This is a genomic window from [Clostridium] scindens ATCC 35704 (genome assembly GCF_004295125.1).
GTDB classification, from domain to species: domain Bacteria; phylum Bacillota; class Clostridia; order Lachnospirales; family Lachnospiraceae; genus Clostridium_AP; species Clostridium_AP scindens.
The window spans coordinates 2934381-2958151 of record NZ_CP036170.1 but is presented as its reverse complement, the minus strand read 5'-3'; the positions used below and the strand labels follow the sequence as shown (position 1 = coordinate 2958151).

At 49.5% G+C, this 23771-nt stretch carries 22 protein-coding genes; all 22 read right to left on the bottom strand.

The annotated features are described in order from the left end of the window. Position 1 precedes the first annotated feature (1 nt). A complete protein-coding gene (gene mreC / locus HDCHBGLK_RS15215) occupies positions 2–880 on the bottom strand; it encodes a rod shape-determining protein MreC (protein ID WP_004606069.1) in 879 nt (292 codons plus the stop codon). 1 nt (position 881) lies between these two features. After that, positions 882–1904 (bottom strand): rod shape-determining protein, encoded by a 1023-nt coding sequence (locus tag HDCHBGLK_RS15210; RefSeq protein WP_004606070.1) that lies wholly within the window; start codon positions 1902–1904, stop codon positions 882–884. Positions 1905–1919: 15 nt separating this feature from the next. Continuing rightward, complete coding sequence (radC, locus tag HDCHBGLK_RS15205; protein ID WP_004606071.1) at positions 1920–2612, bottom strand: RadC family protein; 693 nt, start codon at positions 2610–2612, stop codon at positions 1920–1922. A gap of 36 nt (positions 2613–2648) precedes the next feature. After that, entirely contained in the window at positions 2649–2909 is a 261-nt protein-coding gene (locus tag HDCHBGLK_RS15200) for a DUF4321 domain-containing protein (protein ID WP_004606072.1), read from the bottom strand. Positions 2910–2990: 81 nt separating this feature from the next. Continuing rightward, positions 2991–4640, bottom strand: coding sequence for an NAD(P)/FAD-dependent oxidoreductase (locus tag HDCHBGLK_RS15195; RefSeq protein ID WP_039909528.1), 1650 nt, complete (start codon positions 4638–4640; stop codon positions 2991–2993). Positions 4641–4693: 53 nt separating this feature from the next. Further along, positions 4694–5923, bottom strand: a complete 1230-nt coding sequence (locus HDCHBGLK_RS15190) for a BaiN/RdsA family NAD(P)/FAD-dependent oxidoreductase (protein ID WP_004606074.1) — start codon at positions 5921–5923, stop codon at positions 4694–4696. A gap of 23 nt (positions 5924–5946) precedes the next feature. Further along, complete coding sequence (locus HDCHBGLK_RS15185; RefSeq protein ID WP_004606075.1) at positions 5947–7233, bottom strand: methionine gamma-lyase family protein; 1287 nt, start codon at positions 7231–7233, stop codon at positions 5947–5949. An 18-nt stretch (positions 7234–7251) separates the two neighbouring features. After that, positions 7252–7545 (bottom strand): hypothetical protein, encoded by a 294-nt coding sequence (locus tag HDCHBGLK_RS15180; protein WP_009248533.1) that lies wholly within the window; start codon positions 7543–7545, stop codon positions 7252–7254. Next, a complete protein-coding gene (gene miaA / locus HDCHBGLK_RS15175; RefSeq protein ID WP_004606077.1) occupies positions 7509–8480 on the bottom strand; it encodes a tRNA (adenosine(37)-N6)-dimethylallyltransferase MiaA in 972 nt (323 codons plus the stop codon). The genes HDCHBGLK_RS15180 and miaA overlap by 37 nt, the downstream gene beginning before the upstream one ends. A gap of 2 nt (positions 8481–8482) precedes the next feature. Further along, on the bottom strand, positions 8483–10441 hold the full coding sequence (gene mutL / locus HDCHBGLK_RS15170) for a DNA mismatch repair endonuclease MutL (RefSeq protein ID WP_004606078.1): 1959 nt from the start codon (positions 10439–10441) through the stop codon (positions 8483–8485). A 3-nt stretch (positions 10442–10444) separates the two neighbouring features. Then, complete coding sequence (gene mutS, locus HDCHBGLK_RS15165) at positions 10445–13093, bottom strand: DNA mismatch repair protein MutS (protein ID WP_330362624.1); 2649 nt, start codon at positions 13091–13093, stop codon at positions 10445–10447. Between the two features lie 76 nt (positions 13094–13169). Next, positions 13170–13586: a putative ABC transporter permease gene (locus tag HDCHBGLK_RS15160; RefSeq protein ID WP_004606080.1), complete on the bottom strand. Its 417-nt coding sequence runs from the start codon at positions 13584–13586 to the stop codon at positions 13170–13172. A 106-nt stretch (positions 13587–13692) separates the two neighbouring features. Further along, on the bottom strand, positions 13693–15150 hold the full coding sequence (gene miaB / locus HDCHBGLK_RS15155; RefSeq protein WP_039909529.1) for a tRNA (N6-isopentenyl adenosine(37)-C2)-methylthiotransferase MiaB: 1458 nt from the start codon (positions 15148–15150) through the stop codon (positions 13693–13695). A 189-nt stretch (positions 15151–15339) separates the two neighbouring features. Continuing rightward, positions 15340–16842, bottom strand: coding sequence for a glucosaminidase domain-containing protein (locus HDCHBGLK_RS15150; RefSeq protein ID WP_004606082.1), 1503 nt, complete (start codon positions 16840–16842; stop codon positions 15340–15342). After that, complete coding sequence (locus HDCHBGLK_RS15140; RefSeq protein WP_039909566.1) at positions 16839–17294, bottom strand: phage holin family protein; 456 nt, start codon at positions 17292–17294, stop codon at positions 16839–16841. The genes HDCHBGLK_RS15150 and HDCHBGLK_RS15140 overlap by 4 nt, the downstream gene beginning before the upstream one ends. 59 nt (positions 17295–17353) lie before the next feature. After that, positions 17354–18283, bottom strand: a complete 930-nt coding sequence (locus HDCHBGLK_RS15135; protein ID WP_004606084.1) for a reverse transcriptase/maturase family protein — start codon at positions 18281–18283, stop codon at positions 17354–17356. Between the two features lie 445 nt (positions 18284–18728). Continuing rightward, complete coding sequence (locus HDCHBGLK_RS15130) at positions 18729–19145, bottom strand: four helix bundle protein (protein WP_004606085.1); 417 nt, start codon at positions 19143–19145, stop codon at positions 18729–18731. 52 nt (positions 19146–19197) lie between these two features. Continuing rightward, positions 19198–20310 (bottom strand): phage major tropism determinant, encoded by a 1113-nt coding sequence (locus HDCHBGLK_RS15125; protein ID WP_004606086.1) that lies wholly within the window; start codon positions 20308–20310, stop codon positions 19198–19200. Between the two features lie 16 nt (positions 20311–20326). After that, complete coding sequence (locus HDCHBGLK_RS15120; RefSeq protein WP_004606087.1) at positions 20327–20773, bottom strand: hypothetical protein; 447 nt, start codon at positions 20771–20773, stop codon at positions 20327–20329. Positions 20774–20791: 18 nt separating this feature from the next. After that, complete coding sequence (locus HDCHBGLK_RS15115) at positions 20792–21856, bottom strand: hypothetical protein (protein ID WP_004606088.1); 1065 nt, start codon at positions 21854–21856, stop codon at positions 20792–20794. Further along, the gene (locus HDCHBGLK_RS15110; RefSeq protein WP_004606089.1) at positions 21857–22900 is read right to left on the bottom strand and encodes a siphovirus ReqiPepy6 Gp37-like family protein; all 1044 of its coding nucleotides are present in this window, start codon (positions 22898–22900) and stop codon (positions 21857–21859) included. A gap of 1 nt (position 22901) precedes the next feature. Continuing rightward, positions 22902–23771: a phage tail domain-containing protein gene (locus HDCHBGLK_RS15105; RefSeq protein ID WP_004606090.1), complete on the bottom strand. Its 870-nt coding sequence runs from the start codon at positions 23769–23771 to the stop codon at positions 22902–22904.

Sequence of the window (23771 nt, the reverse complement as noted above, 5' to 3'; positions counted from 1 at the left end):
ACTACTCTCCTTTGCTGTCTTTGTCCTTGGCATCCAGCATCTCCTGCTTTGTCGTAGTGATGACCAGGACTTCCTGAAGCTTGCTGAAATCTACGGCAGGCGTGATATAGCCGGAGCGGGTCAGGTTGTTGGAATCCACTTCCACCTCGCTGATATAGCCGATAAACAGGCCCTGAAGAAACCTGTCACTGACATGAGAGGTGACTACCTGCTCCCCGACTTCCACTTTATTGTCATTGTTCGGCAATTTTTCAAAACGGATCCTGCCGTCAGCCATCAGTTTCAGATCCCCCCTGACTACGCAGGTGTCTGATGTGGACAGAATCATGGCGCTGATATTGCTGGCATCATCAATGGTAGAACGGACGCGGGCATAATTAGGGCCTACCTCCGTGACGATGCCTGCAAGTCCGCTGCCCGCAAGGACATTGCAGTTGACCTTGATGCCGTCTTTGCTGCCTTTATCTATGGTAAAATCTGTAAACCAGTTGCTTCCGTTATTGGCAATTACATGGGCGCCAATCTTCTTGTAATCCGAATAGTTCTCATCCAGCTTATACAGTTCCCGCAGGCGGTCCAATTCGTACTGCTCCTGACGGAGACGCGTATTGTCAATGGTCAGTTCATCCACCTTGGACTGGAGGGCCTTATTCTCTTTTTTCATTTCCTCCAGAGTCTCAAAGTTGTCGGATAGGTCGCTCATGAACCGTCCTACATAACTGATTCCTTTCTGCATGGGGATTACGGTATAATTGGCGATAAACCTTAAAGGCCCGCCACCGTCCGCAAAACGTTCAACGCCAAGCAGGATCACGCAGACCACTGCCAGAATCAGCAGCCAGTATTTACTTGGAAGGGAAGATTGGTTCTTGGTTTTCATATTATCTCATCCACCTATAATTTTCATCTAACATTGAATATGCAAGTTTTCTCAAATCTTTGGACATAATGATCTTTTTAAGTCCGGTTACCGCGCAGATGTCCGGGTCCAGAGCCGTTCTGGTCTTAATTCCAACCATCTCCTCGATATAGGTCTCAAGGCCTGCCATATTGGCAACTCCTCCGGTCAGGAAGATGCCGTTCTCATGAATTGCCCTACGGACCTCCGGGGGCGTCCTGTCTAAAAGGGAATGGATGGCGCGCACGCATTCCAGCAAAGGATCCTTCATAGCGGCACGTACCAGGCTGATGGATATCGGCTTCTGCATAGGTACGCCGGTGATCAGATCCCTGCCCGCAACGGTTAATACGGACTCTGAATCGCTGGTGAATATTCCGAAATTCTTTCTCAGGACTTCTGCGGTCAGCCGCCCGATCAGGAAGTCATGGCTATGGCGCACCAGATTGACGACTGCCAGGTCAAAGGAGACTCCTCCGATCTTAAGCAGGCGGTTCATGACCATGCCGCCTCCGGCCAGTACCGACAGTTCCGTAGTCTCGCCGCCGAAGTTGGCAATGAACAGGCCGCCAGTATTCTTGACATCCAGGTTAAGGCCCACTGCATCCGCGATGGAGCGTTCTACGATATTCACTTCTCTTGCGCGGGCCGTGGAGTGGATCACCAGGTCGAAGAAGGCTTTCTTCTCCACCTCGGTCACATCGGTTGGGACAGCGATTACATATTCAGATCCACGGGCAAACTGGCGGTCCTTCTTCAGCAGGTTCTGAAGCAGGAACTGCATATTATTGAACCGCGAGATTACGCCCTCTTTCATAGGAAAGACCACTTCTATATTGGACGGTGCCTTCTCGTACATCTCGTAAGCATCATCCCCCACCGCAAAAATCTCATTCTTATCTGCAATCGCAATTACATCTTTCTCTTTCCAGATCGTATCTTTCTTTTTATCGTAGACCTTGATTTCATAAGAGCCAAGATCTAATCCGTATATATTTCTTGCCATCTGTGATAATCCTTTCTACAGCAATCCCTCCTCCCGGAAGCTTATATAACAATTATTGCCAATGATGATATGATCTAACAGTTCGATCCCAATCAATGCGCCTGCATCAAGGATTCTCTTTGTCGTCAGCATATCTTCCCGGCTGGGAGTCGGATCACCACTGGGGTGATTATGCATGATTACTATGGATACAGCATTCTTTTGTAATGCTTCTATAAAAAGCTCCCTTGGCGTGATGAGGGAGGCATTTACTGTTCCCTTTGATATATCTGTCTCGCCAATGAGTCTTGATTTCGAGTTCAACATCAGAAGCTTCATCACTTCCTGCTTTTCATGCCTTAAGTCTTCCATATAATATCTGGCAATTGTAGCGGGATGCGAGAAACTTAATCCATCCTGGTAACTGGCCTTGGAAAGCCTCTTGGCAAGTTCCGATATGCAGGATATCTGGATTGCCTTTACTTTCCCAATGCCTTTGATCTTCAGAAGTCTTTCCATACTGAACTGATGTATGCCCAGTATTCCTGGCTCGCCTGCGTGATAGAGGATCCTTCTTGCCAGGGAAAGCACATCCTCTCCGCGAGTGCCTGTACGCAGCAACACAGCCAGCAACTCTACATCACTTAAACTGGCAGCCCCTTTGCGCTCACACTTTTCATATGGGCGTTCCATCTCGGGTATCTCTTTTATGGTATTTGACTGATTCATCTTATCTTTAGATTCGTACGACACTCATAATAGAACTTATAAGAAACGATAAATAATAATGGAAAGAATCACGCCAATAATACTTGCAATGGTTATCTTAATCGTCAGGCCGAACGTGACTACAAGAAGTCCCAGATTCAGGATGATTGGCTCATCCAGTCCGAAGGACTGTCCGTAGGCCAGCCAGCTAAGAGCCGGTACTCCTTCGGCCAGCATGCCGATAAAGCCACCAAGGACGATTCCTGTTAAAATAAGCAGAAACAAAGCCCAGGCGTTCTTACTCCCTGTTCCCTTCATATGTACTCCTCCTCGTTTTGTCTATCTAAAAAACTCAATACATTTTATCATATTTAAGAAAAAGTGTATATACTTATCCCATTAAAAATTTCTTAAGCCTTTCGGTAGTTTGTCGAGAGATTGGTATTTTTTGACGATAGATTCTGCCGTTTTTAGTCCATCCATGGCGGCTGATGTAATACCGCCTGCATAGCCCGCTCCTTCCCCGCATGGATAGAGTCCGAAAAGCGTACTCTGCATCGATTCGTCCCGACTGATGCGAACCGGGGAAGAAGTCCGGCTCTCCACTCCGGACACCAGAGCGTCAGGGCGGGGATATCCCTTTATCTTACGGTCAAACGACCGGATTCCTTCTTCCAAAGCCCTGGATAGTTCCGGCGGGAATATCTCTCTGACGTTGCTCCAGGCATAGGCCCCCTTCATCTGTGGAAGGATGTCTCCCGGTCCTTTGGATGGCCTGTTCTTGCAAAAATCTTCAAACAGCTGTACCGGGATCCTTCCCTTACCTAAGCGGTAAGCCGCTTCTTCAAGCCTGCGCTGGAACTCCATGCCTGCCAGAACGCCCGTCCCGCCGTAATCCTGTGGCGTTACGGTTACGATCACGGCGCTGTTGGCATTGAAGCCGTCCCGGTCGTGGTAGCTCATACCGTTGACTGCCAGGCGCCCGGGCTCGGAAGAAGCATTAACCACGTAGCCTCCGGGGCACATGCAGAAGGTATATACGCCCCTCCCGCAGGCAAAATTCTCCGTCAGCTTATAGGAGGCAGGAGGCAGGGAGCCGTCGTTTTTCATTCCATACTGGAATTCGTCAATCATAGCCTGAGGATGCTCTATCCGAACGCCTACGGCAAAAGATTTGGATTCCATGGGAATCTCGTTCTTAAGCAGCATGGAGAAGGTATCCCTGGCGCTGTGCCCAATGGCAAGTACGGCAATCTCCGTCTCAAGGGCATATTCTTTTCCAGCTGCATGATCATAGACCTGCAGGGCCGTAAGACGGCGGCCCTCCCCAGCGGATTCTGACAGAATGTCCGTAACCCGGGTGAGGAAGCGCACCTCTCCGCCATAGGAAAGGATGGCCTCCCGGATGTTCTTTACCACACGGGAGAGCACATCCGTACCGATGTGAGGCTTATGCTGGTACAGAATCTCCTTTGGCGCGCCATATTTCACGAAGAGTTCCAGAACTTTCTGGCTGCGTCCGTTAGAATCATGGACCAGGGTATTGAGCTTCCCGTCGGAGAAGGTTCCTGCGCCTCCTTCTCCGAACTGGACGTTGCAATTCTGATCCAGTTCTCCGGTAGCCCAGAACCGCTCTACCGCCTGCATCCGTTCTTCTACGCAGGCCCCCCGCTCCAGAAGAATGGGCCGGTATCCTAAGACCGCCAGCTGGTAGCCGCAGAAAAGCCCTGCCGGCCCGGTTCCAATGACGACCGGGCGGTGATGCAGAACTTCGGTTCCATTCGCCTGAATCTGGTAAGACAGGGGCTTGTCTTTAAACTGCACATTCTGATTGCGCACTCTTTTCTTGATGGAAGATACATTCTTCACCTTTACATCCACGGCATATACATAGTAAAGTTCTGGCTTCCTTCTCGCGTCCAGGGACTGTTTTTTTATTTCATAAGAAAGAAGCGAATCTTCGCTGATGCAAAGAGTCTTTAAGATCTTCTCCTTGAGATCCGCCTCTGAATGCTTGATATTTAACTTTAACTGATTGATCCGAATCATAGATATCATTCTCCTTTTTCTGAACTGCCAAAAAGAAATAAGACCCTTCGATGTCAGGGTCTTTCCGCCGCCGCGCGCCCTGCCAGGTATCCGGTAGCCCAAGCCCACTGCAGATTGTATCCTCCGCATATCCCCTCCACATCCAGGAGTTCGCCGGTAAGATATAAGCCATCTGCGTACCTGGATTCCAGCGTATCCGGATATACCTCGCCAGTACGTACGCCTCCTGCACAGACCTGCGCATTGTCAAATCCATTGGTGTCCTCGATCGTAAGCAGAGTCTGCTTGCAGGCGCGTATCAAATCCTCCCACTGCGCGGGCTTAAGTTCTGATGCCGGAAAGTTCTGGCGGATATGAGACAGTTCCAGCAGTCTTGGGATTAATTTTTTAGGGAAGATTCCCGTCAGGAATTCCTGGCATGTGGCATAAGGGCACTTGTCCAAATGTGTGTTAAATGCCTTGCGTACCTGGGATGCCTCCATCTCAGGAAGAAAATCTACCCTTACCTTCATCTCTTTCCCCTCATACAATCCTTTGGCGATGTGGCGGCTGATCTGGAATACCGGGATGCCCGAGATGCCATAGGCGGTAATCTGCATTTCTCCCGTGTCCTCCGCCAGGACCTGGCGCCCCAGAAGCGCCGCGACCTTGGCATCGGTTCGAACCCCGGCTGCCTTGGCGAAAGGATGTTTCTTTACTTTTAACTGTACCAATGCGGGAACCACAGGAGACAGCGTATGGCCCATAGACCTGGCAAGCGCGTACCCGCTCCCGTCGGAACCCAGGCTTTTGGACGCCTTTCCTCCGCAGGCAAGGATCACCCGGTCCGCAGGGAACCTCTGACCATCGGCACGAATGACAAATCCTTTGGCGGAAAGTTTCAGAGCCTCTACGCGCACCCCGGTATATATCTTCACCTTCTGCCTGCGCAGTTCCATTTCCAGCAGTTCCAGAACGGAGGCCGCCTGATCCGAGCGGGGATAGATATAGCCGCCCCGGCTTTTGGTGAAAAGTCCCAGGGAAGCAAAGAATTCCAAGGTCTCCCCATACCCGAACTGCTTCAGGACATTCCTGGCAAATTCCGGATCTTCGCCATGGTAGCAGGAAGCATCCATCGCCTCGTTGGTCAGGTTGCAGCGTCCATTTCCGGTGGCAAGTATTTTCTTTCCGATGTTCTCTTTCTGTTCCAGAATAAAGACCTGGGCATCGCCGTCGCTTCTGGCCGCAGCAATCGCAGCCACAATGCCGGAGGCCCCTCCTCCGATGATTCCAATCCGATTCATATCTGCTCCTTATTGCTCCTCTTCTATGGCAGTGTTACGATTCCATCCCTTACCAGGTATTCCAGAGACATCAGAATGCCCAGTTTGGCATGAGGCCATGTAAGGCCGCCCTGGAAATACACGGCGTATGGGGGCTTGATCGGGCCGTCCGCGCTTAACTCTATAGAAGAGCCCTGAACGAATGCCCCCGCCGCCATGATCACGTCGCTGTCATATCCCGGCATTGCCCATGGCTCCGGCGTTACATAAGAGTCTACCGGGGCAGCCGCCTGGATGCCCTTGCAGAAAGCGATCACGCCTTCCGGCGTTCCAAATTCCACTGCCTGGATAATATCATGCCGGCTTTCTGTTCCATTTGGAACCACCGCGTAGCCAAGCCGCTCATAGATATTTGCGGCAAATATCGCCCCTTTTAATGCCCCGGCCACAACGGTCGGCGCAAGGAATAAGCCCTGGTAGAAGGACTGCATGACTCCCAGGGACGCGCCCACTTCTTTTCCAAGGCCGGGAGACGTCAGACGGTAGCCGCAGGCATCGATCAGATCCTTGCGTCCGGCGATATAGCCGCCGATCGGAGCCAGGCCGCCGCCCGGATTCTTGATCAGGGAGCCGACCACCATATCCGCCCCAACATCGCTGGGCTCGATGGCCTCCACGAACTCGCCGTAGCAGTTGTCCACCATGCAAATGATATCCGGGTTGATCTCTTTTACAAAGGCAATCAGTTCCCCAATCTGCTTCACGGAGAAGCTGGGCCTGGTCTGATATCCCTTTGAGCGCTGAATGGTCACCAGCTTGGTCTTAGGACCTATGGCTTTTCGGATGCGATCGTAATCAAAGGTCCCATCCTCCAAAAGGTCTACCTGGCGGTAGGATATACCGTATTCCGCCAGGGAGCCGCAAGACGGACGGATGCCGATTACTTCTTCCAGCGTATCGTAAGGCTTTCCGGCCGGGGACAGCAGTTCATCCCCCGGGCGCAGGTTTGCGCTAAGCGCAATGGATAAGGCATGGGTTCCGCATGCGATCTGCGGGCGTACAAGCGCGCTTTCCGTATGGAATACGCTGGCATAGACTTCCTCCAATGTATCCCGTCCCTGGTCATCGTATCCGTATCCGCTGGCGTAGTTAAAGCACCCCTCGCTCACCCGGTTTTTCTGCATGGCCTGTATAACCTTCAACTGATTATACTCCGCGATCTGATCGATCTGTTCAAAACGCTCTTTCAGTTCTTTCTCAATCTGCCCTCCAAATGCAAGAACGTTCTGCCTGATTCCAATCTGTCTGTATATTGCTTCTATCTCTAACATGTCGTATATGCTTCCTTTCTAGAGCGCATCCATAATCTTCATCTTTACCACGGCGCATTTGGCATCAAACTCAGGATTCAGCGAGCGAATCTCCAGCACCACGTCCGCGGCCTCCCTAAATTGCCGCATGTCGTACAGAAGCGCGGCCCGGTTCAATTCAAACAAGGCCCTTTCCCCTTCTGTCCGGATCAGCGGCTTCAGATCCAGCAGCTGCTGGTAGGTGGATGGCGCATTATGACTGCAAGAATACAATTCCATCAATGTATTCATCTTTTTTAAAAATTTGGAACCCCCGAATAATCTTCTAAACATAGTACTCCCTCCATATGTTTTATCATTGTGTGCAGTATCTTTTCTTCATCATAGCCGTATGCTTCTTTCTCAATCCAGATTACCTGTCTCTCCCTCTTAAACCAGGTGATCTGTCTTTTGGCAAAATGTCTGGTATCACGCTTAATCATATAGATGGCTTCGTCAAGCGTGCATTCCCCGTCCAGGCAGGCGAGGATCTCCTTATATCCCAGCCCCTGCATGGAAACCATATCCCTGGCATACCCCATCTCCTTTAGCCGGGACACTTCTTCTACCAGGCCTTCCTGTATCATAAGATCCACTCGTCTGTCGATGCGCTCATATAACTTCTGGCGCTCGTCATTTAGCACAAAATAAACGAAATTATAGGGTGATTCCTTCTCCCGCTCCTTCTCATTATGCTCCGATATCTTCTTCCCCGTCTGATGGCAGAATTCCAGTGCCCGGATGACTCTCTTGGTGTTATTGGGGTGAATCGCATCAGCGGCCTTCGGATCGACTTCCTTAAGGCGCTCATGAAGGCTTAACGGCCCATTCGCATCCGCATAGTCCATCAGTTCCTGGCGGAATGCTCGATCGCCGTCATTCTCCGTAAAGTCAATATCGTACAATACTGCCTGGATATAGAATCCAGTGCCGCCTACGATCACCGGAATATGTCCTCTGGAATAGATCTCTTCCATCGCGGCCTTGGCCATCTGCTGAAAGCGCACGACATGGAATTCTTCCGACGGCTCCAGCACATCGATCAGATGATGAGGCACGCCTTGCATCTCTTCCGGCCGTATCTTTGCCGAACCGATATCCATATGCCTGTATACCTGCATGGAATCCGCGGAAATAATCTCGCCCCCGATCGCCTTTGCAAGCCCGATGGAGGCTTTTGTCTTTCCTACGGCAGTGGGCCCTGTAAGAACTACTAATGGTTTCTTCATCTCTATACAATCCTTTTGAATTTCTTTTCCAGTTCCCGCTTCGTCATGGCGATGATCGTCGGGCGTCCATGCGGGCAGTGATATGGGTTCTCAAGCGTCAGAAGCTCGCCGATCAAGGAATCCACTTCCGTGGCTGACAACTTCATATTCCCCTTCACGGCCGCCTTGCAGGACATGGAGGCAACTTTCTCATCGATCATATCCGGCGAAAGATTTCGGCTCACTTCATCCGACAGGCCATCCAGCATCTGCAGCAGCAAATCCTTCTTGGCAATGCCGAACAGATTGCCGGGCACTGCCCTTACGGCATAAGACTCCTGCCCGAACTCCTCGATCTCGAAGCCGATACGGGTAAACTGATCCATATACTGGTTTAAAAGTTCCGCCTCCTGCATGCTCAGATCCAGCACGATGGGCGGACTGATAAACTGGGAGGTAAATTCCCTGGTCTTCATGCTCTTTAAAGTCTTTTCATACAGCACCCGCTCGTGGGCCGCATGCTGGTCGATAATATAGAGGCTGTCGTTAAATTCGACAAGCCAGTAAGTCTCGAAGACTTGGCCGATGATCTTATACTCTGCCTGAACCTTCCGCTCCACCAGATTCTCTTCGAATAAGTTCAGCTGCTGGGCCGCATATTCCGGCGTCTCGCAAACCCGGTCCGAGGGGGCTTCCCTGCGGTCTTCGGACGGCTGGGCAGACACTTTAACATCAGGCGCCTTCTTAGGCGCCTCCTGATTCTGCTGGGCGTGATATGCCGCAACCCGTTCCTTCATCTTCTGCATGAAATAGTCCAGGGTGCGTTCTTCCGGCGCTGGAACAGATTTTTTTGCCGACGGTGCGGGCTGTACGCTAGTAGTTCTATCGGGAACCACTGGATTATCTTTCTTCTGCGCCGCATGAGGCGCTCCGCCCTCCTGCTTCATGGGCGCTGCGGCCTTAGGCGCATCGACTTCCACATGCGGGATCAGCTCTTCCGCATGAAGTCCATGGTCAACAGCCGCATATATAGAATTATAGACTTCCTGCTGATTATTAAACCTCAGTTCCATCTTTGTAGGATGGACATTCACATCCACATGCTCGCCATCAATCTCGATGTGCAGTACCACAAAAGGATATTTATGCTGCATGGTAAAGTCCTTATACGCATCTTCGATGGCTTTGGATATAATGCTGCTCTTTACATATCTTCCGTTGATGAAATAATTCTCAAAATTCCGGTTTCCCCTCGATATCAGCGGCTTTCCAAGAAATCCTCTGATTTTAAGTCCGGGGGATTCGTAGTCGGCTGCCAGCAGATTGGCTGCAATCTCTCTGCCATATACATGATAGATGACATCCTTAAGATTGCCATTGCCGGAAGTATGCAGCTTGGACTGCCCGTTATTGATGAACTGGAAGGAGATCTCCGGGTGGGACAATGCCATTCGGGTCAGCAGATCCCCCACATGGCTCGCCTCTGTCATAGGAGTCTTTAAAAACTTCCTCCTTGCCGGCGTATTGTAGAAGAGCTGGCGGATCAGAAATGTGGTGCCATCCCTGGCCCCTGTCTCATCCAGTTCTTCTTCCTTTCCTCCCGCGATCCGGTACCGGGTGCCCAGAACCTGATCCTTTGTCTTGGTGATCATCTCCACCTGGGAGACGGCGGCGATGCTGGAAAGCGCCTCGCCTCTGAATCCCAGGGAGCCAATATGTACCAGATCCTCCACAGTACGTATCTTGCTGGTGGAATGCCGCAAGAACGCGTTGGGAACGTCCGATGCATCCATGCCGCAGCCATTATCCGCGATCCGGATCATAGAGATGCCGCCTTCTTCAATCTCTGTGACGATGGCCGTGGCTCCTGCGTCTATGGCATTTTCCACCAGTTCCTTTACGACCGATGCGGGGCGTTCGATTACTTCCCCGGCGGCGATCTTATCAATCGTAACCGGGTCTAATACTTGTATCTTATTCATGTCCTACCACCTGTTTTTCAGTTTGTTCTGTAACTGGTACAATGTATTCAGCGCGTCGATCGGCGTCAGGTTGCTGACATCCAGGCTCTTGATCTCCTCGATCACGTCATCGTCCTTCACCGTATCGAACAGGGACATCTGAGCCAGATCCACCTCATCATAATGCCTGGCCTTAAGCCTGGGCGGCTCCTGCCCATGGACTGCAATATCCTTGATCCTGGTGGTGATATCCGCATGTACCAGTTCTTCCACGATTTCCCTGGCACGGCTGGTGACGCTTTCGGGTACGCCAGCCAGCCTGGCAACCTGGATTCCATAACTCTTATCTGCGCCGCCTTTGACGATCTTGCGAAGGAAGATGATGTCATCGCCCTTTTCCTTTACCGCAATGCAGTAGTTATTTACGTTGTCGATCTTGCCTTCCAACTCTGTCAGTTCATGATAATGGGTGGCAAACAGCGTCTTGGCTCCCAACAGCCTGCTGCTGCTGATATGCTCGATTACGGCCCAGGCAATGCTCAGCCCATCAAAGGTGCTGGTTCCCCGGCCGATCTCATCCAGGATCAGAAGGCTCTTGCTGGTGGCATTGCGCAGGATATTGGCAACCTCTGTCATCTCTACCATGAAGGTACTCTGTCCGCTTGCCAGGTCATCCGATGCGCCCACTCTGGTAAAGATGCGGTCCACCAGTCCGATATCCGCGCTGGCAGCCGGCACGAATGAGCCGATCTGGGCCATCAGCACGATCAGGGCCGTCTGACGCATATAGGTGGATTTCCCCGCCATATTGGGACCCGTAATGATAGAGATCCGGTTCTTCTTATCGTTAAGATATGTATCGTTGGATATGAACATATCGTTGGGAATCATCTTCTCCACGACCGGATGACGCCCGTCTTTGATGTCGATCACGCCTTTTTCATTAATTTTCGGCCTTACATAGCGGCTCTGTTCCGCCACAAGGGCCATGGAGGCGAAGGCGTCCAACTGGGCGATGGCTTTCGCCGTCGTCTGTATCCGCAGGACTTCTTTGGCAATCTTGTCCCGCGCCTCGCAGTAGAGCTGGTATTCCAGCGCATACAACTTGTCTTCCGCCCCCAGGATGGTATCCTCCAGTTCCTTCAGTTCCGGAATGATGTAACGCTCCGCGTTTGCAAGCGTCTGCTTCCTCGTATAATAGTCCGGTACCATATGTTTAAAAGAATTGGTAACTTCCAGATAATATCCGAACACCTTGTTGTAACGGATCTTCAGATTCTTGATTCCGGTCTTCTCCCTTTCATCCGTCTCCAGCTTGGCAAGCCAGTCCTTTCCATCGGATTTGGCCGAGCGCAGCCGGTCCACCTCCTCGTTATATCCATCTCTGATGATCCCTCCCTCTTTCATTGCCAGCGGCGGGTCTTCCTTAATAGCCTCCTCTACCAGATGGCATAAGTCTTCCAGCGTATCCAGCCTTTCATAGAGATCTTTCAGCAGGGGAGACTTCATCTCCTCCAATATGTACTTGATATGCGGAAGCATAGACAGGGAACTTTTAAAAGCGATCAGGTCTCTTGGATTTGCAGACTGGTATGTGATTTTGCACACCAGCCTTTCCAAGTCATAGACCGGTGTTAAGTATTCCCGGATCTCTTCCCTGGAAATGGCATTCTGCTTCAACTCGTCCACCGCGTCCAGCCGGCGTTCAATGGAATTTTTATCAATCAGCGGCTGCTCAATGAATTTCCTTAAGCACCGGGCGCCCATTGCCGTCTTGGTCTTATCCAGCACCCACAATAGAGACCCTCTCTTATGCTTCTCCCGCAGGGTCTCGCATAATTCCAGATTGCGCCTGGTGGAACTGTCCAGGAGCATATATTTGCCGGTTGCGTAAGCGGAGAGCCTGGTAATATGGGATAAGTCCCGCTTCTGTGTCTCGATCAGATATTGAAGCAAGGCTCCGGCGGCAATAATGCCGCAATCATAGTCGCTAAGGCCCAGTCCTTCCATGGTGCTGACATGGAAATGCTCCTTGAGCGTACGCTGGCAGATCGCATCATCAAAGTACCATGCATCCAGGGAATAGATGGTGATTCCCAGTTTTTCCTTCATCAGGTCCAGATCCATGCCGCTCATATAAAAAGCCTCATTGCAGATTAACTCTGAGGGCATGAATTTGTAGATCTCATCAAATAATTTCTCGCTGTCATCCAGTTCCGTGACGAAGTAGTCTCCCGTCGTCACATCCGCCACCGAAAGGCCATACCTGTCTGCGATGTAGACCACGCACATGATATAATTGTTCTTCGTCTCGTCCAGAGACTGGGTATCTAAGTTGGTACCAGGCGTAACGATCCTGACGACATCCCTTTTTACCAGGCCTTTGGCGGTTGCGGGATCTTCCATCTGCTCGCAGATGGCCACCTTATATCCTTTGGAAACCAGCCGGTTCAAGTAACCGTCCACCGCATGGTAAGGGACTCCGCACATGGGCGCCCGTTCCTTAAGGCCACAGTTTTTTCCGGTCAGCGTAATCTCCAGTTCTTTGGATGCGGTCAGGGCATCGTCGAAGAACATCTCGTAAAAGTCGCCCAATCTATAGAATAGGATGCAGTCCGGGTACTCTTTTTTTGTCTGCATATACTGCTGCATCATTGGTGTTAATTCTGCCACGTTATTTCTCCTCTTTTGTCTACATTTTTACATTTCATTATAGCATTTTTCGATTTAATATGAAAGATACAATTTATCAAAGTACATGGTAATGAGGCTTCTCATCCCCATAGAGCCAATACGTAAGATAGCCGCTTAACAGGATCCCAAGAACGCACAGGCCGGAAAATATAACCATGAAAGGCAGGCATATCTGCCCGAAGAGCTGGAAGGGCTGATCGCTGTAATCCCATACCGCCAGCCCAAGCCACTTATTGACGATAATTCCGGTAATGAATTCCATTGAGGTTACAAAGACGATGCACCTGAGCAGCTGGCGCCACAGCGCGTCCTGCCAATGCACCATCTTTCCCTGGATCGTAAAAAACAAAAAGCAGATTCCCCCCAGAACAAACATGGACCAGTGGGAAAATCCGCGGAAGATCACTTCAAACGAATAATACAGGCATCCGCCGAATGTCCATAAAAATAGATACTCACTTAATTTCTTCATGTAAAAACGCCCTCACTATATGTTCTTACTACATAGTTTGAGCGTTTTCGGTTCATAATATGGGTGGTATATATTTCTTATGCCGCAAGCGCGGATGTGCCGCCTTTTACACCTGTTCTCCCAGATAATAGAAGCCCTTGCATTCAGACAGGCGCACGTCAACCAACTGGCCGATCAACTCTGACGAGCCTTTAAAATGCACCAGCAGATTGTTGCTTAGCCGTCCGGTGACCATAGAATCATCATGCTCGCTCTTTGCCTCTACCAAGGCCGTCTGCACGCACCCTTCATGGACGGAGCAAACTTGCGCGGCAATGGCCTGCACTTCCCTAAGCAGCCGGTCAAAACGGTCTTTTACCACATCTTCCGGAATCTGGTCTTCCATGGCCGCGGCCGGGGTCCCGGTCCGTTTTGAATAGATGAAGGTAAACGCGCTGTCATAGCGTACCTTTCGGACCACGTCCAGCGTCTCCTGGAAATCCTCTTCCGTCTCTCCCGGGAATCCTACGATAATATCCGTGGTAAGGGAGATATCAGGCACGGCCTTTCTGATCTTATCAACAAGCGTCAGATACTGCTCCTTGGTATATCTGCGGTTCATCTTCTCCAGAATCCTGGAACTTCCCGACTGGATGGGCAGATGCAGATGCTTGCAGATCTTCTTTGAATTGCCCATGACCTCGATCAGTTCGTCCGAGAGGTCTTTTGGATGGGAGGTCATAAAGCGGATCCGCTCGAGGCCTTCGATCTTCTCAATCTCCGTTAGCAGCCGGGCAAACGACATCGGCTCTTCCAGGTTCTTTCCGTAAGAATTGACATTCTGGCCCAAAAGCATGACCTCCACCACGCCATCCGCTACCAGCCGCTCGATCTCCCGGATGATGGCCTTTGGATCCCTGCTTCTCTCCCGCCCTCTTACATAAGGCACGATACAGTAACTGCAGAAATTGTTGCACCCAAACATGATGTTTACGCCTGACTTGAAGAAATATTTCCGCTCATTGGGCAGATCCTCTACGATCTTGTCCGTATCTTTCCAGATATCGATAACCATCTCCTGGGATTCCAGCCTCTGCACAATCAGTTCGGCGAACTTGAAAATATTATGCGTGCCGAAGATAATGTCAACAAAACGGTAACTTTTCCTTAACTTCTCCACCACTTCCGGCTCTTGCATCATGCAGCCGCAAAGACCGATCATCATATGGGGGTTCTTTTTCTTCAGGGGCTTGAGCTGGCCAAGGCGTCCATAGACCCTTGTATTGGCGTTCTCTCTAACCGTACAGGTATTATAGATGACGAAGTCGGCTACATCCTCCGGCGCTTCCTCATAGCCAATCTTCTCCAGGATTCCCCGCAGTTTTTCAGAATCTCTGGCATTCATCTGGCAGCCAAACGTCCTCGCACACGCGAAAAGCGGGCGTCCCAATTCTTCCGACTTCGCCTTTACATACTGGCGGGCTTTCTTTATGAAGTAATACTGGCGCCACGGCTCATTCTCCGTCGCCGGTCCGTTTATATCTATTGTTTTCAAAATGGCTTCAAATTCTGCATTGTCTTTCATGTTTCCTTCTTCCCTTCGCATAAAATACCAGATTTTAATATATCATATTTACCCGCAAAAATCAACGAAGCCGAAATATTCAGAAAAGACTTGCAATATAAAACCCGGCCTTTTATTGACCGGGTTTCCGTGATATATTTTCCTTGCTGTTTTTGCCGTTGACCTTCCGGCGGTATGTTAATAGTTGCTTTATGCGATCTTCGTCGCGTAGTCCAAAGAGATCCACCCGTTTTCCTGCCCCTCATACGACTTTAACAAGCCCCACTTTGTAGCGCCCGGACCGTCTTTCTCTTTTACGATCGTGAATACTCCTTCGCCTGTGTACCCTGCGGAACCATAATTTGTTCCCGGTCCTTTCCTGATCCGAAGATCGGAAATATCCACTTTCACTTTGTAGGGAAGGTTTACGTTCGGTTTTTTCTGTGCTTCCACTTCGTTTGAAAATACCGCCTGGCCCTTGCTATTGAATACGGTGTAACCTTCTTTGCAGACCGCCTTCGCGTTCTCTAATACGGAAAAGGCGCCGATCTGACTTTTCGCGTCGGCCCACGTCTTGCGTACTCTGTAAAGTTCTCTTGTCTGTGTTGCGGGACTGGTACCCGTTCCACTCATTGCCGCTTTTACGTCCCTTCTAAATTGATCCATTGTCAGGCCGAATTTGTTCCAAATATGTTCTACGTCGCCATGGTTTGAAGCAATCCCACGGACATTTCCTTCATGGTGGGAAATAATAACGCCGTCTGCTGTCGGGTTTAGACTGTATTTTTTACAAAGGTACGCGAACAATTCGACGGCCGTTTTGTACGTCGCCATTACGTGCGCGCGTGTGTTTGTTCCGTCGCCAGTTTCCTTCCAGTTCGCACCACTTGTATAACGGATTGTCGCCGGTTCGGTCATTTCTACGCCTATATGCGTATTATTCCCGGAACCCTTCTGTCCGCTTGCGCAATGCCACCCGCGTCGGTTCCACGGTAATAACTGATAAACGCTCCCTTCTGCGTCAATTACCGCATGAACGCAAGCCCCGGCGCCGGGTTTGTTCCAGTTGTTCACGAAAACCGTTGCTTTCGGCTGCGGGCAGCCTACCGAATGAAGCATAAGCCCTTTTACCGTGATCGTTCGCCCTGTTTTGTAGCAATCTGAATTTGTTACAATGCTTTCAATAATATTCAATGTTCCTTCACTCCTTTTTTGTGGTGCTTCGTCGTACTTTGTAAGGTTCCATTTTTCAATAATGTTACAGAGTTTCGACACATAATTTATGTCTGTTGCATAGCCGCCGTCCTTTATCAGCGCGGCCGCCGTCTTGTAGTCTGTTTCTCCGATCAATCCCGCATAGCGAAGCGCGGATCCGTTCTTTGCGCCTGCCAAATAGTCGGAATGATCTTTAATGCTCGCTGCGTGACTGGCATATTTACGAAAAGCGGCCGAAACTGTGTATTCGTTGCCGCCTTTGTCCTGCTCTTTCGTGTCCTTTGTGTAGGTCTGGCCGTCCCATTCAGACGGCCAGTTGTTCCCGGAAAGCGTCGCCTTCATGCCGAAAAGGTTATTTGCTGCCACCGCAAGTTCCGTTGATCCATAGCCACTTTCAAGAATGGCCTGCGCCGCCGTCACCGAAGCAAGGATCCCCGTTTTTTTCATATCAGTCGCCGCAAGTGGGCCGATATAGGAAACAAATTCTTTTTCCGTCATTTCTCCACTTCCCCTTCTTCGTCTTCCAGTTCTGCCGGAAGTTCGTCTGTGTACTTCGTCAAAAATGCTTTCACCGTCTGCCAGATCTTCTTCACCGGAAGGCCGCAAAGGTACATATTTTTGAAAATACTGATAATTTCATAGGCAATAAACAGAATGGCGAAAAACTCCATTGTTTCCACTCTGTCACACGGTAAATATGTTCTTACTGCTTCCGGGATAAACCCGATCAGGTTCACCGCCACAATATGATCCACCACCACAAGGGCCAGAAGGCAAACCAACATTCCGACTTTGCGGATCGCGCCGTTAATTCCGAAATTAGAATTGAACTTCCTTTCCTTGATTGCTCTTAACACTCCGAAAATAGTGTCTAAAACAACCGCGATCAATACCAACTGCAAGAATGTATTCCCTGCCGCTTCTGCATAGATAACGATCAACCTTTCCATAGTCTCACCACCTTTCAAAAACATAATAAAAGGAAAGTCCGGCAATTTCTGACCTGTTTTCATACTGCCTTCCTTTCCTTCAATTCTTCTATGGTTTTCTTTGTTTCCCTTATGTAATTATAAGTGTCTGCGTGTTCCATGTGGCCGAAACGACTTTCTATTGACCGGTCGAAATATTCCAGTTCCACTTCCCCGGTTTCAAAGGCTTTCAGAAGTTTTGTAAGGCGCCGCCTTGCGTCCTTTCTGATCTTCTTATGGTCTTTATAATGGATATACCCGACGAAGTTTATTCCGTTCTTTGCTGCAAGTATCGTTGTTTTCGGGTTCAGTTCCAACCGCAATTCCCGGCGCAAAAATTCTTCAATGATTGCCAGAAGGCGCCGCAACTCTGCCGGATCTTCCGATAGAATAATAAAATCGTCCATATATCGGACGTAGTATTTCACTTTCAGTTCGTGTTTTACAAACTGATCTAATTTGTTCAAATAGACATTCGCAAATAATTGTGAAGTCAGGTTCCCAACCGGTATTCCTACACCCGGCGGGAAAATCCCGTTGTGATCTATTATCCGGTCAAGGATTTTCAATAATGCTTTGTCGGAAATATACCGCCGGATTTCCGCTTTTAAAATGTCGTGTGAAACGCTTTGGAAATAGTGGTGTATATCCCCTTTTATTGCATATATCTTTTTACCCTGCACCACTTCCAGTTCGTAAAGCCATTTTGAAAGTGTTTTGCTTGCTTCGTGTACGCCCTTCTCTTTCCTGCAGGCGTAGGAATGAAACAGGAACCGCTTTTCAAATATAGGTTCAATGAAATTTACGATCATGTGTTGTATTACCCTATCGAAGAAGGGTAAAGCCATTATGATCCTTTCTTTCGGCTCCCATACTTTGAAAACCCGGTATTCTCCCGGCTGATACGTTCCGTCCTTCAAAACTTCGATCGCGCGAAATAAATTGTCTTCGCGGTTCGCTTCAAACTCCAAAACGTCCGGCCGGTACCGTTTGCACTTTCTGGCCTTGTGATATGCTTTCAGGGCGTTCGGGAAAGTGCAGATCTTGTCTATCAGATTTTTAATTGTCTTAATTTTGCCCTACCTCATTTCGTACCTTTAAGCCCTACTTTTAGGCTGTGCTATTTTGCTTTTGTCCGGTTCTCGCCGGAACGGGAACGACCTTTCGGCCGTCTGTGCAAACCGTCTGACTATATATTATGATTATGAAATATATAACCCTTGCCGTGGATCCGGGGATCGCGCGGTCTAAAATGCTTTACAAGTCACAAACGCACCAGACGCCAATGTTCGTGTTGACGTTCCACGGGTAATTGTTGCAATTCACCGCGCGGTCGCCGTCGTGGACGCCGTTGTTCCAATTCCCGCCCGCAATGAGCGCGTGAAGGTGCGAATTAACGGTTGCCCCAAAATATTTTTATTTCTTCTTCGCTTCCGTCGCCGATTTAATCAGGCCGCCAATTTTCCCGCCGATCGCTCCGGCCTGCTTTGCACAATATAAATAGGCGTCGTTATTCATGGCCGAATATTTTAGATCGTGTGCAAGTCGTAATTTCCGCACAAGGCGCCGTTTTAACCGATCCGCGGTGTAAAGGTGGCTTATAACCTTTGTGATTTCATACATTTCTATTTCGTCCAACATTCCGTCGATACTCTCCCGAATGTCCTTTTGAAGCGTGAATTTTTCATAATGCGGAAATTTCTTCAACTTTTCGTGAAGATAGATTGAGAAATCATAGGCCATTTGGTTCGCTTCCGTGTGCGTGTAGTCCATAACCGCCGTTGTTTCCGCTGTTTCGGTTGCGCTCTTGCTTCTGCTCTTATATTCTCCCATGTGTTATTCTCTCCCGGAAAATAGGGGCTGCCCTTTCGGGCGCCCCTTCTGCTTACAGCGCGTCACAAACGCACCAGACGCCAACGCTCGCGCCGACGTACCACGGGTAATTGTTGCAAGTCACCGCGCGGTCGCCGCCGCGGACGCCGTTGCTCCAATTCCCGCCCGCAAGGAGCGCGCGAAGGGCAGTTGACGAAGGCATATAAGCGTCGCCGTGTCCGGCGCCTAATACGTCATGCCACGCCCACGTCGTAGCCGTCGGATCCAGACAAAATTCGTCAAGCCATTTCCAGACGTTACCCACCAGATCGCGGATATTAAGCGCCGAAATGGCGTTCTTTACATAGCCCGTTTTCTGTCTTCCGGTGTTTCCGGTGGCGCTCCATGCGTAGGTGTTGTTGTCGTCCTTTCCTTCCGGGCTTCCGAAGGCAGCCTGACAAAATTCTGCGTATGTAGGAAGCCTTTTCCCTACACGGCGGGCCTTCTCGTTTGCGATATACCAGTTAAGCCCCTCTGTGCCGGTGATCGGGTTCGCGTTGTACTTCGACTGTAAACCGTCGTTTCCGTTGTCGGACGACAAATAAATGTCACCCCATAAGCCGTTCCCTAAATACACCATGCCGGAAGGATCGTCGCACTTCGGGCGGTGCTTCGTGGTCCATACGCTGTTCGGCACAATGCCGGTATATACGTTTCCTTCCCAACCGCTGCCGTTTTCGGTTCCGGCGCTGCTGATCGGGTTTCCTTTGCTGTTTACATTTCTTACAATGCCGTAATGAAAGCCGCCCACTTTTCGGCTGTTCTCTGCCGTGTACCCGGAAGGGTATGTGGTGTTTTTGGAAATCACAAAAATTTCGTCCTGATCCAGTGTGTCGGATCCGTTGGAAGGATCGCAACAATAAATATAATAGTCGCTTCCCGCTTCAAAACCGGTCCCGGTGTCAAGGTTCGCGGCCGTAAGTTTGGTTAATGCCGTTTCAAAGATCGAAGGCCCCACGGAAATAATTACCCCCGCTTCCACGGTCACTTCGTCAGGCGCCGCGGATCCCGTCGCGGTGATGTACTGCGCCTTCTGCGCCACAATGTCGCTAATAGCGGCCAGTTTTGCCGTTGTGATACGGGCCTTCGTGTTCAGCATTGTTTCATCATAAAGAAAATGTTTCATGCTCTTTTCTCCTTTCTTATTCTGCAGGCTGCTTTAATTCTTCTTTGATCTGGTCCAGTTCTTCCGCGGTCATGTCCAGATCTTCGTATACAGAAGGTGCGTTCGCGATTTTCAAGAAATCGGAACCGGCCGCGATCGCTCTTGAAATCGTAATGGCCGTTGTTTCCTTCTCTGTCTTCCCTTCTTCGTCGGGTTCTCCGTTGATATGTTCCACGGTCTGAATTGTGGCTGTCACGCCGCCCGCTGTCACCTTGCCACCTGCTGCCGCTTCGCTGCAATAACCGATCGTTACCGTCTTTCTATCCTCTGACAGTTCGCGGATCGGGCATTTAATATAATTCTGGTTTTCGATTGCTTCGATCGCTGCCAGAAGGTCTTCTGCTGCCAGTTCCCCGGCTTCAACCATGGCTTTACAGTTCTTCACGTCCTGCGCCGTTTTTAATACTTTCGGAAATCCTTTCATGTGTTCTTCTCCTTTACTTTAATTTTTTGATACATAAGCGCCCACATAGCCGCCAATAGCAGCAAAGGCGTTTTTGTCGTAAATACTGAAAATCAGTGTTTCCGTGGTCTGTGAGTGATCCAGAATGAAGGTTTTCGGGATAATCAATAAATTGTCTGCCTGTGGCTCCACCGTGTATTCTCCCGGCTCCGTCAGGTAGGTTTTGCCGCCTTCTGCGAATGTGGCCGTTGTCGTTGTTCCGGTATTACCGTTTACAATGTCAATCTTGATTTCCCCGGTTTCCTTTGAAAGATTTTCAAAGGTGATCTTTGTCGCAAGGTTTTTAATGTGCGCCGTCAGATCATTTACTGCATTTTGCAGCGCCCCGGCCGCGTCCGCTGATAACTGATCCTTTATCCCGTCGAACCATTCCGAAAAGGCGTCCTGCTGCTGCTGCGCGTAGGCGTCAAACTGGCTTTGCATATCGCGGAAAGCGGCGGCGCCTTTGTCCTCTAAGTTGACGATTTGTTCCATGTAGGCGTTAAATTCCTGCGTAATATTCGCCTGATAGCGTGTGAAATACGCCTGAAACTGCGCCGTGATTTGCGAAAAGTCAATTTCTTTCACGGTTGCCATAACCCACCCGCAAACGTCAGCGTTCATTCGCGTATCGGTTATATTTTCCTGCGTGATCTTGATTGCTCCCACGTCCACATAAATTTCACCTAATTTCAGGTCGTGGATCGCTTCGGTCCTTACAATCTCCGGTGCTACCGGATTTTTTGAGAAACCGCCGGTTTCAATGAAGATATAGAAATCTCTTTCCGTGTCGTCCCTTCTCAAAATCACATTGTCGATCCGGGCCAACGTTCCCGACGCTTTTTCAAGGGTGAAGATCTGCGCCTGTTCAAAATGTTTCGTCTTTCCTTTGATGTTCACATAGCCCCCGCCGACTGTTACGCTCATATCGTCGTTTGCCGTGATCGCGAAACAATTATTGAAAACGCCGGTCGTGAAGAACGGCAAAAGCCATTCGCTCATGCTGTCAGCGTTGTAAACGCGGTCCCCGCTTCTGGAATTGTAAAAGTTTGCGTACTGTCCCATTTATTTGTCACTCCAATCTATTTTTTCCGGTAATGCGTCGCCCATTGTTGGTACTACATACATACCGCCGTATTCATAAACTTCTTGAAGTTCTGTGATCCTCTGGTTTAGCGTAATTCCCCATTTTTTCTTCTTTACGGTCACTATGTCCCCCAAGTCGTAATGAACCTTGTATTTGAAATTTATATCTGCTTCTGTTTCGCACTCGACACTTTCGGCAATGATATTTGTTGCAAGGGCTTCATTCCCCCTTTGTGTCAGTGCTGCCCGGTACGCTGCCGCCGTCATGCCTTCGCTTTGAATGTCCTTTGCGTCCACGAATATTTCGCGAAGATCTAAGCCGGTACCGCCGCCGACTTCCACATAAACGCGGGCCGCTCCTTCGCCTTTGCCGCCGACGATCGCTTTTGTGCGGTACTGCTGATCGTTATATTTGTAAATAACATTGTTCAGATTGTTGTAACTCTCCGAAAAGATAACGCGCGAATTTACCCCCTGCGCCGTTGTTCTGTCTGTCCCCTTGTAGGTTTCAAACAAAATCTTTTTCAACCGGAAGTCCGGCCGGAACCGGTACCCGATCGCGCCCGCCTTTGCAAGTTTGGTTTCGTATAGCATAAGATTTTTCATTGTGGCTTGAAATTCCACTGTTTCGGAAAAACCATTCAGCGTTCCCAACTCCACAAGTGGGATCGGTGTCGCCCCTTCCAATAACTGCCGCATGGCAACTTCAATCTTGCCGGAAAAATTCACGGTTGACTTTATCAGCCTTCGATCCATATAGGACGAAAGAAAGCGCCCTTTTGCCGTGATCTCGTTTTTAATGTCACTTTCTTCGTTCTCTATGTCCTCAATCACTCCGGCTTCTTCGCTGCCGCGTTTTGAAATGATGTTCCCTTTTGCCAACAACTGCAAGTTCCGGTCTGTGATCGGCGCGTGGATCTCAAAGTTTCCCGGTACGTAATACTTCCGGCACCAGATTAAGGAAGTGTGATTTTCTATTACCCCTTTGAAGTTCAATTCTCTGTCGTAAATTCTGGCTTCCATATCACACCCCCAAATAGCGGAACCGGTACGAAATTGTTACGTTCATGTAATCTTCCCCGGCGTCTGCAGTGTAACGGATCGTATTCGTCCCGTGCTGCAACTGTATAAAGTCGCTGTCTTCGTCCAAATATTCGTTGATCTCCTGTCTTACTCCGTCCCGTACAAGGTAAACGGCTTTGTTGTTGGTTTCCGTGGTAATAATAACCACGTCCCCGGCATTGATTGAAAAGGATCTGACTTCGTTTCCGATTTTGATAAATTCCCCACTTTCCGCGTGATATACGGCTGGATTTATTACCGGTCCTTCCGCTTCCAGTGTTACGGTTATACCGATATTGTCGGCTGCGCTGTCGTTTTCGATCTCTTTCAGCACTTCCGCGGTTCTCTCTGCGAATGGTTCTTTTTCGTCTAAAAATTCATGCTCCCATTCAAAAAGCCCCGTCCAACTTGCCATTGACACGGACAGATCTTCCAGATCTCTAAAGAACGGATCCGGGCAAAGAAGGGAAATTGTAAAATTCCTTACCACTCCTTTTTCGTCTATGTCGATTTCTTCCACCTTGTAATCAATGACGCGCGTTTCGTCCCCTTCCATGTAGGTAAAAAGGCCGGTTGACTTCGGTTTGAAGCACTTGTAAAGCAAGTCCCTGTTCTTTTGGTAATCGCTTTCCATTTGCGCGGTAATTACAATGTTTCTTTGCTTTGTGGTGCTGCCCTGATAGGTGGAACCGTCCACCATTGTATTTTCCGACGTTACAACGTTATTTGATACCGTGTAAATTCCGTCTACCGATACAAGGAAGAACGGTTCAAAATTATAGTTAAATTCTACTTGCACCCCGTCTTCATTTTTGCAGATTATTCTTTTCAT

Coding starts and splice junctions, on each gene's coding strand:
- HDCHBGLK_RS15130 (WP_004606085.1), bottom strand. CDS start 19,145: ATGGGAGAATATAAGAGCAGAAGCAAGAGCGCAACCGAAACAGCGGAA.
- HDCHBGLK_RS15190 (WP_004606074.1), bottom strand. CDS start 5,923: ATGAATCGGATTGGAATCATCGGAGGAGGGGCCTCCGGCATTGTGGCT.
- miaB (WP_039909529.1), bottom strand. CDS start 15,150: ATGAAAGACAATGCAGAATTTGAAGCCATTTTGAAAACAATAGATATA.
- miaA (WP_004606077.1), bottom strand. CDS start 8,480: ATGAAGAAACCATTAGTAGTTCTTACAGGGCCCACTGCCGTAGGAAAG.
- HDCHBGLK_RS15140 (WP_039909566.1), bottom strand. CDS start 17,294: ATGGAAAGGTTGATCGTTATCTATGCAGAAGCGGCAGGGAATACATTC.
- HDCHBGLK_RS15150 (WP_004606082.1), bottom strand. CDS start 16,842: ATGACGGAAAAAGAATTTGTTTCCTATATCGGCCCACTTGCGGCGACT.
- HDCHBGLK_RS15200 (WP_004606072.1), bottom strand. CDS start 2,909: ATGAAGGGAACAGGGAGTAAGAACGCCTGGGCTTTGTTTCTGCTTATT.
- HDCHBGLK_RS15105 (WP_004606090.1), bottom strand. CDS start 23,771: ATGAAAAGAATAATCTGCAAAAATGAAGACGGGGTGCAAGTAGAATTT.
- HDCHBGLK_RS15160 (WP_004606080.1), bottom strand. CDS start 13,586: ATGAAGAAATTAAGTGAGTATCTATTTTTATGGACATTCGGCGGATGC.
- HDCHBGLK_RS15210 (WP_004606070.1), bottom strand. CDS start 1,904: ATGGCAAGAAATATATACGGATTAGATCTTGGCTCTTATGAAATCAAG.
- HDCHBGLK_RS15195 (WP_039909528.1), bottom strand. CDS start 4,640: ATGATTCGGATCAATCAGTTAAAGTTAAATATCAAGCATTCAGAGGCG.
- HDCHBGLK_RS15120 (WP_004606087.1), bottom strand. CDS start 20,773: ATGAAAGGATTTCCGAAAGTATTAAAAACGGCGCAGGACGTGAAGAAC.
- HDCHBGLK_RS15110 (WP_004606089.1), bottom strand. CDS start 22,900: ATGGAAGCCAGAATTTACGACAGAGAATTGAACTTCAAAGGGGTAATA.
- radC (WP_004606071.1), bottom strand. CDS start 2,612: ATGAATCAGTCAAATACCATAAAAGAGATACCCGAGATGGAACGCCCA.
- HDCHBGLK_RS15115 (WP_004606088.1), bottom strand. CDS start 21,856: ATGGGACAGTACGCAAACTTTTACAATTCCAGAAGCGGGGACCGCGTT.
- HDCHBGLK_RS15125 (WP_004606086.1), bottom strand. CDS start 20,310: ATGAAACATTTTCTTTATGATGAAACAATGCTGAACACGAAGGCCCGT.
- HDCHBGLK_RS15180 (WP_009248533.1), bottom strand. CDS start 7,545: ATGTTTAGAAGATTATTCGGGGGTTCCAAATTTTTAAAAAAGATGAAT.
- mutL (WP_004606078.1), bottom strand. CDS start 10,441: ATGAATAAGATACAAGTATTAGACCCGGTTACGATTGATAAGATCGCC.
- HDCHBGLK_RS15185 (WP_004606075.1), bottom strand. CDS start 7,233: ATGTTAGAGATAGAAGCAATATACAGACAGATTGGAATCAGGCAGAAC.
- mreC (WP_004606069.1), bottom strand. CDS start 880: ATGAAAACCAAGAACCAATCTTCCCTTCCAAGTAAATACTGGCTGCTG.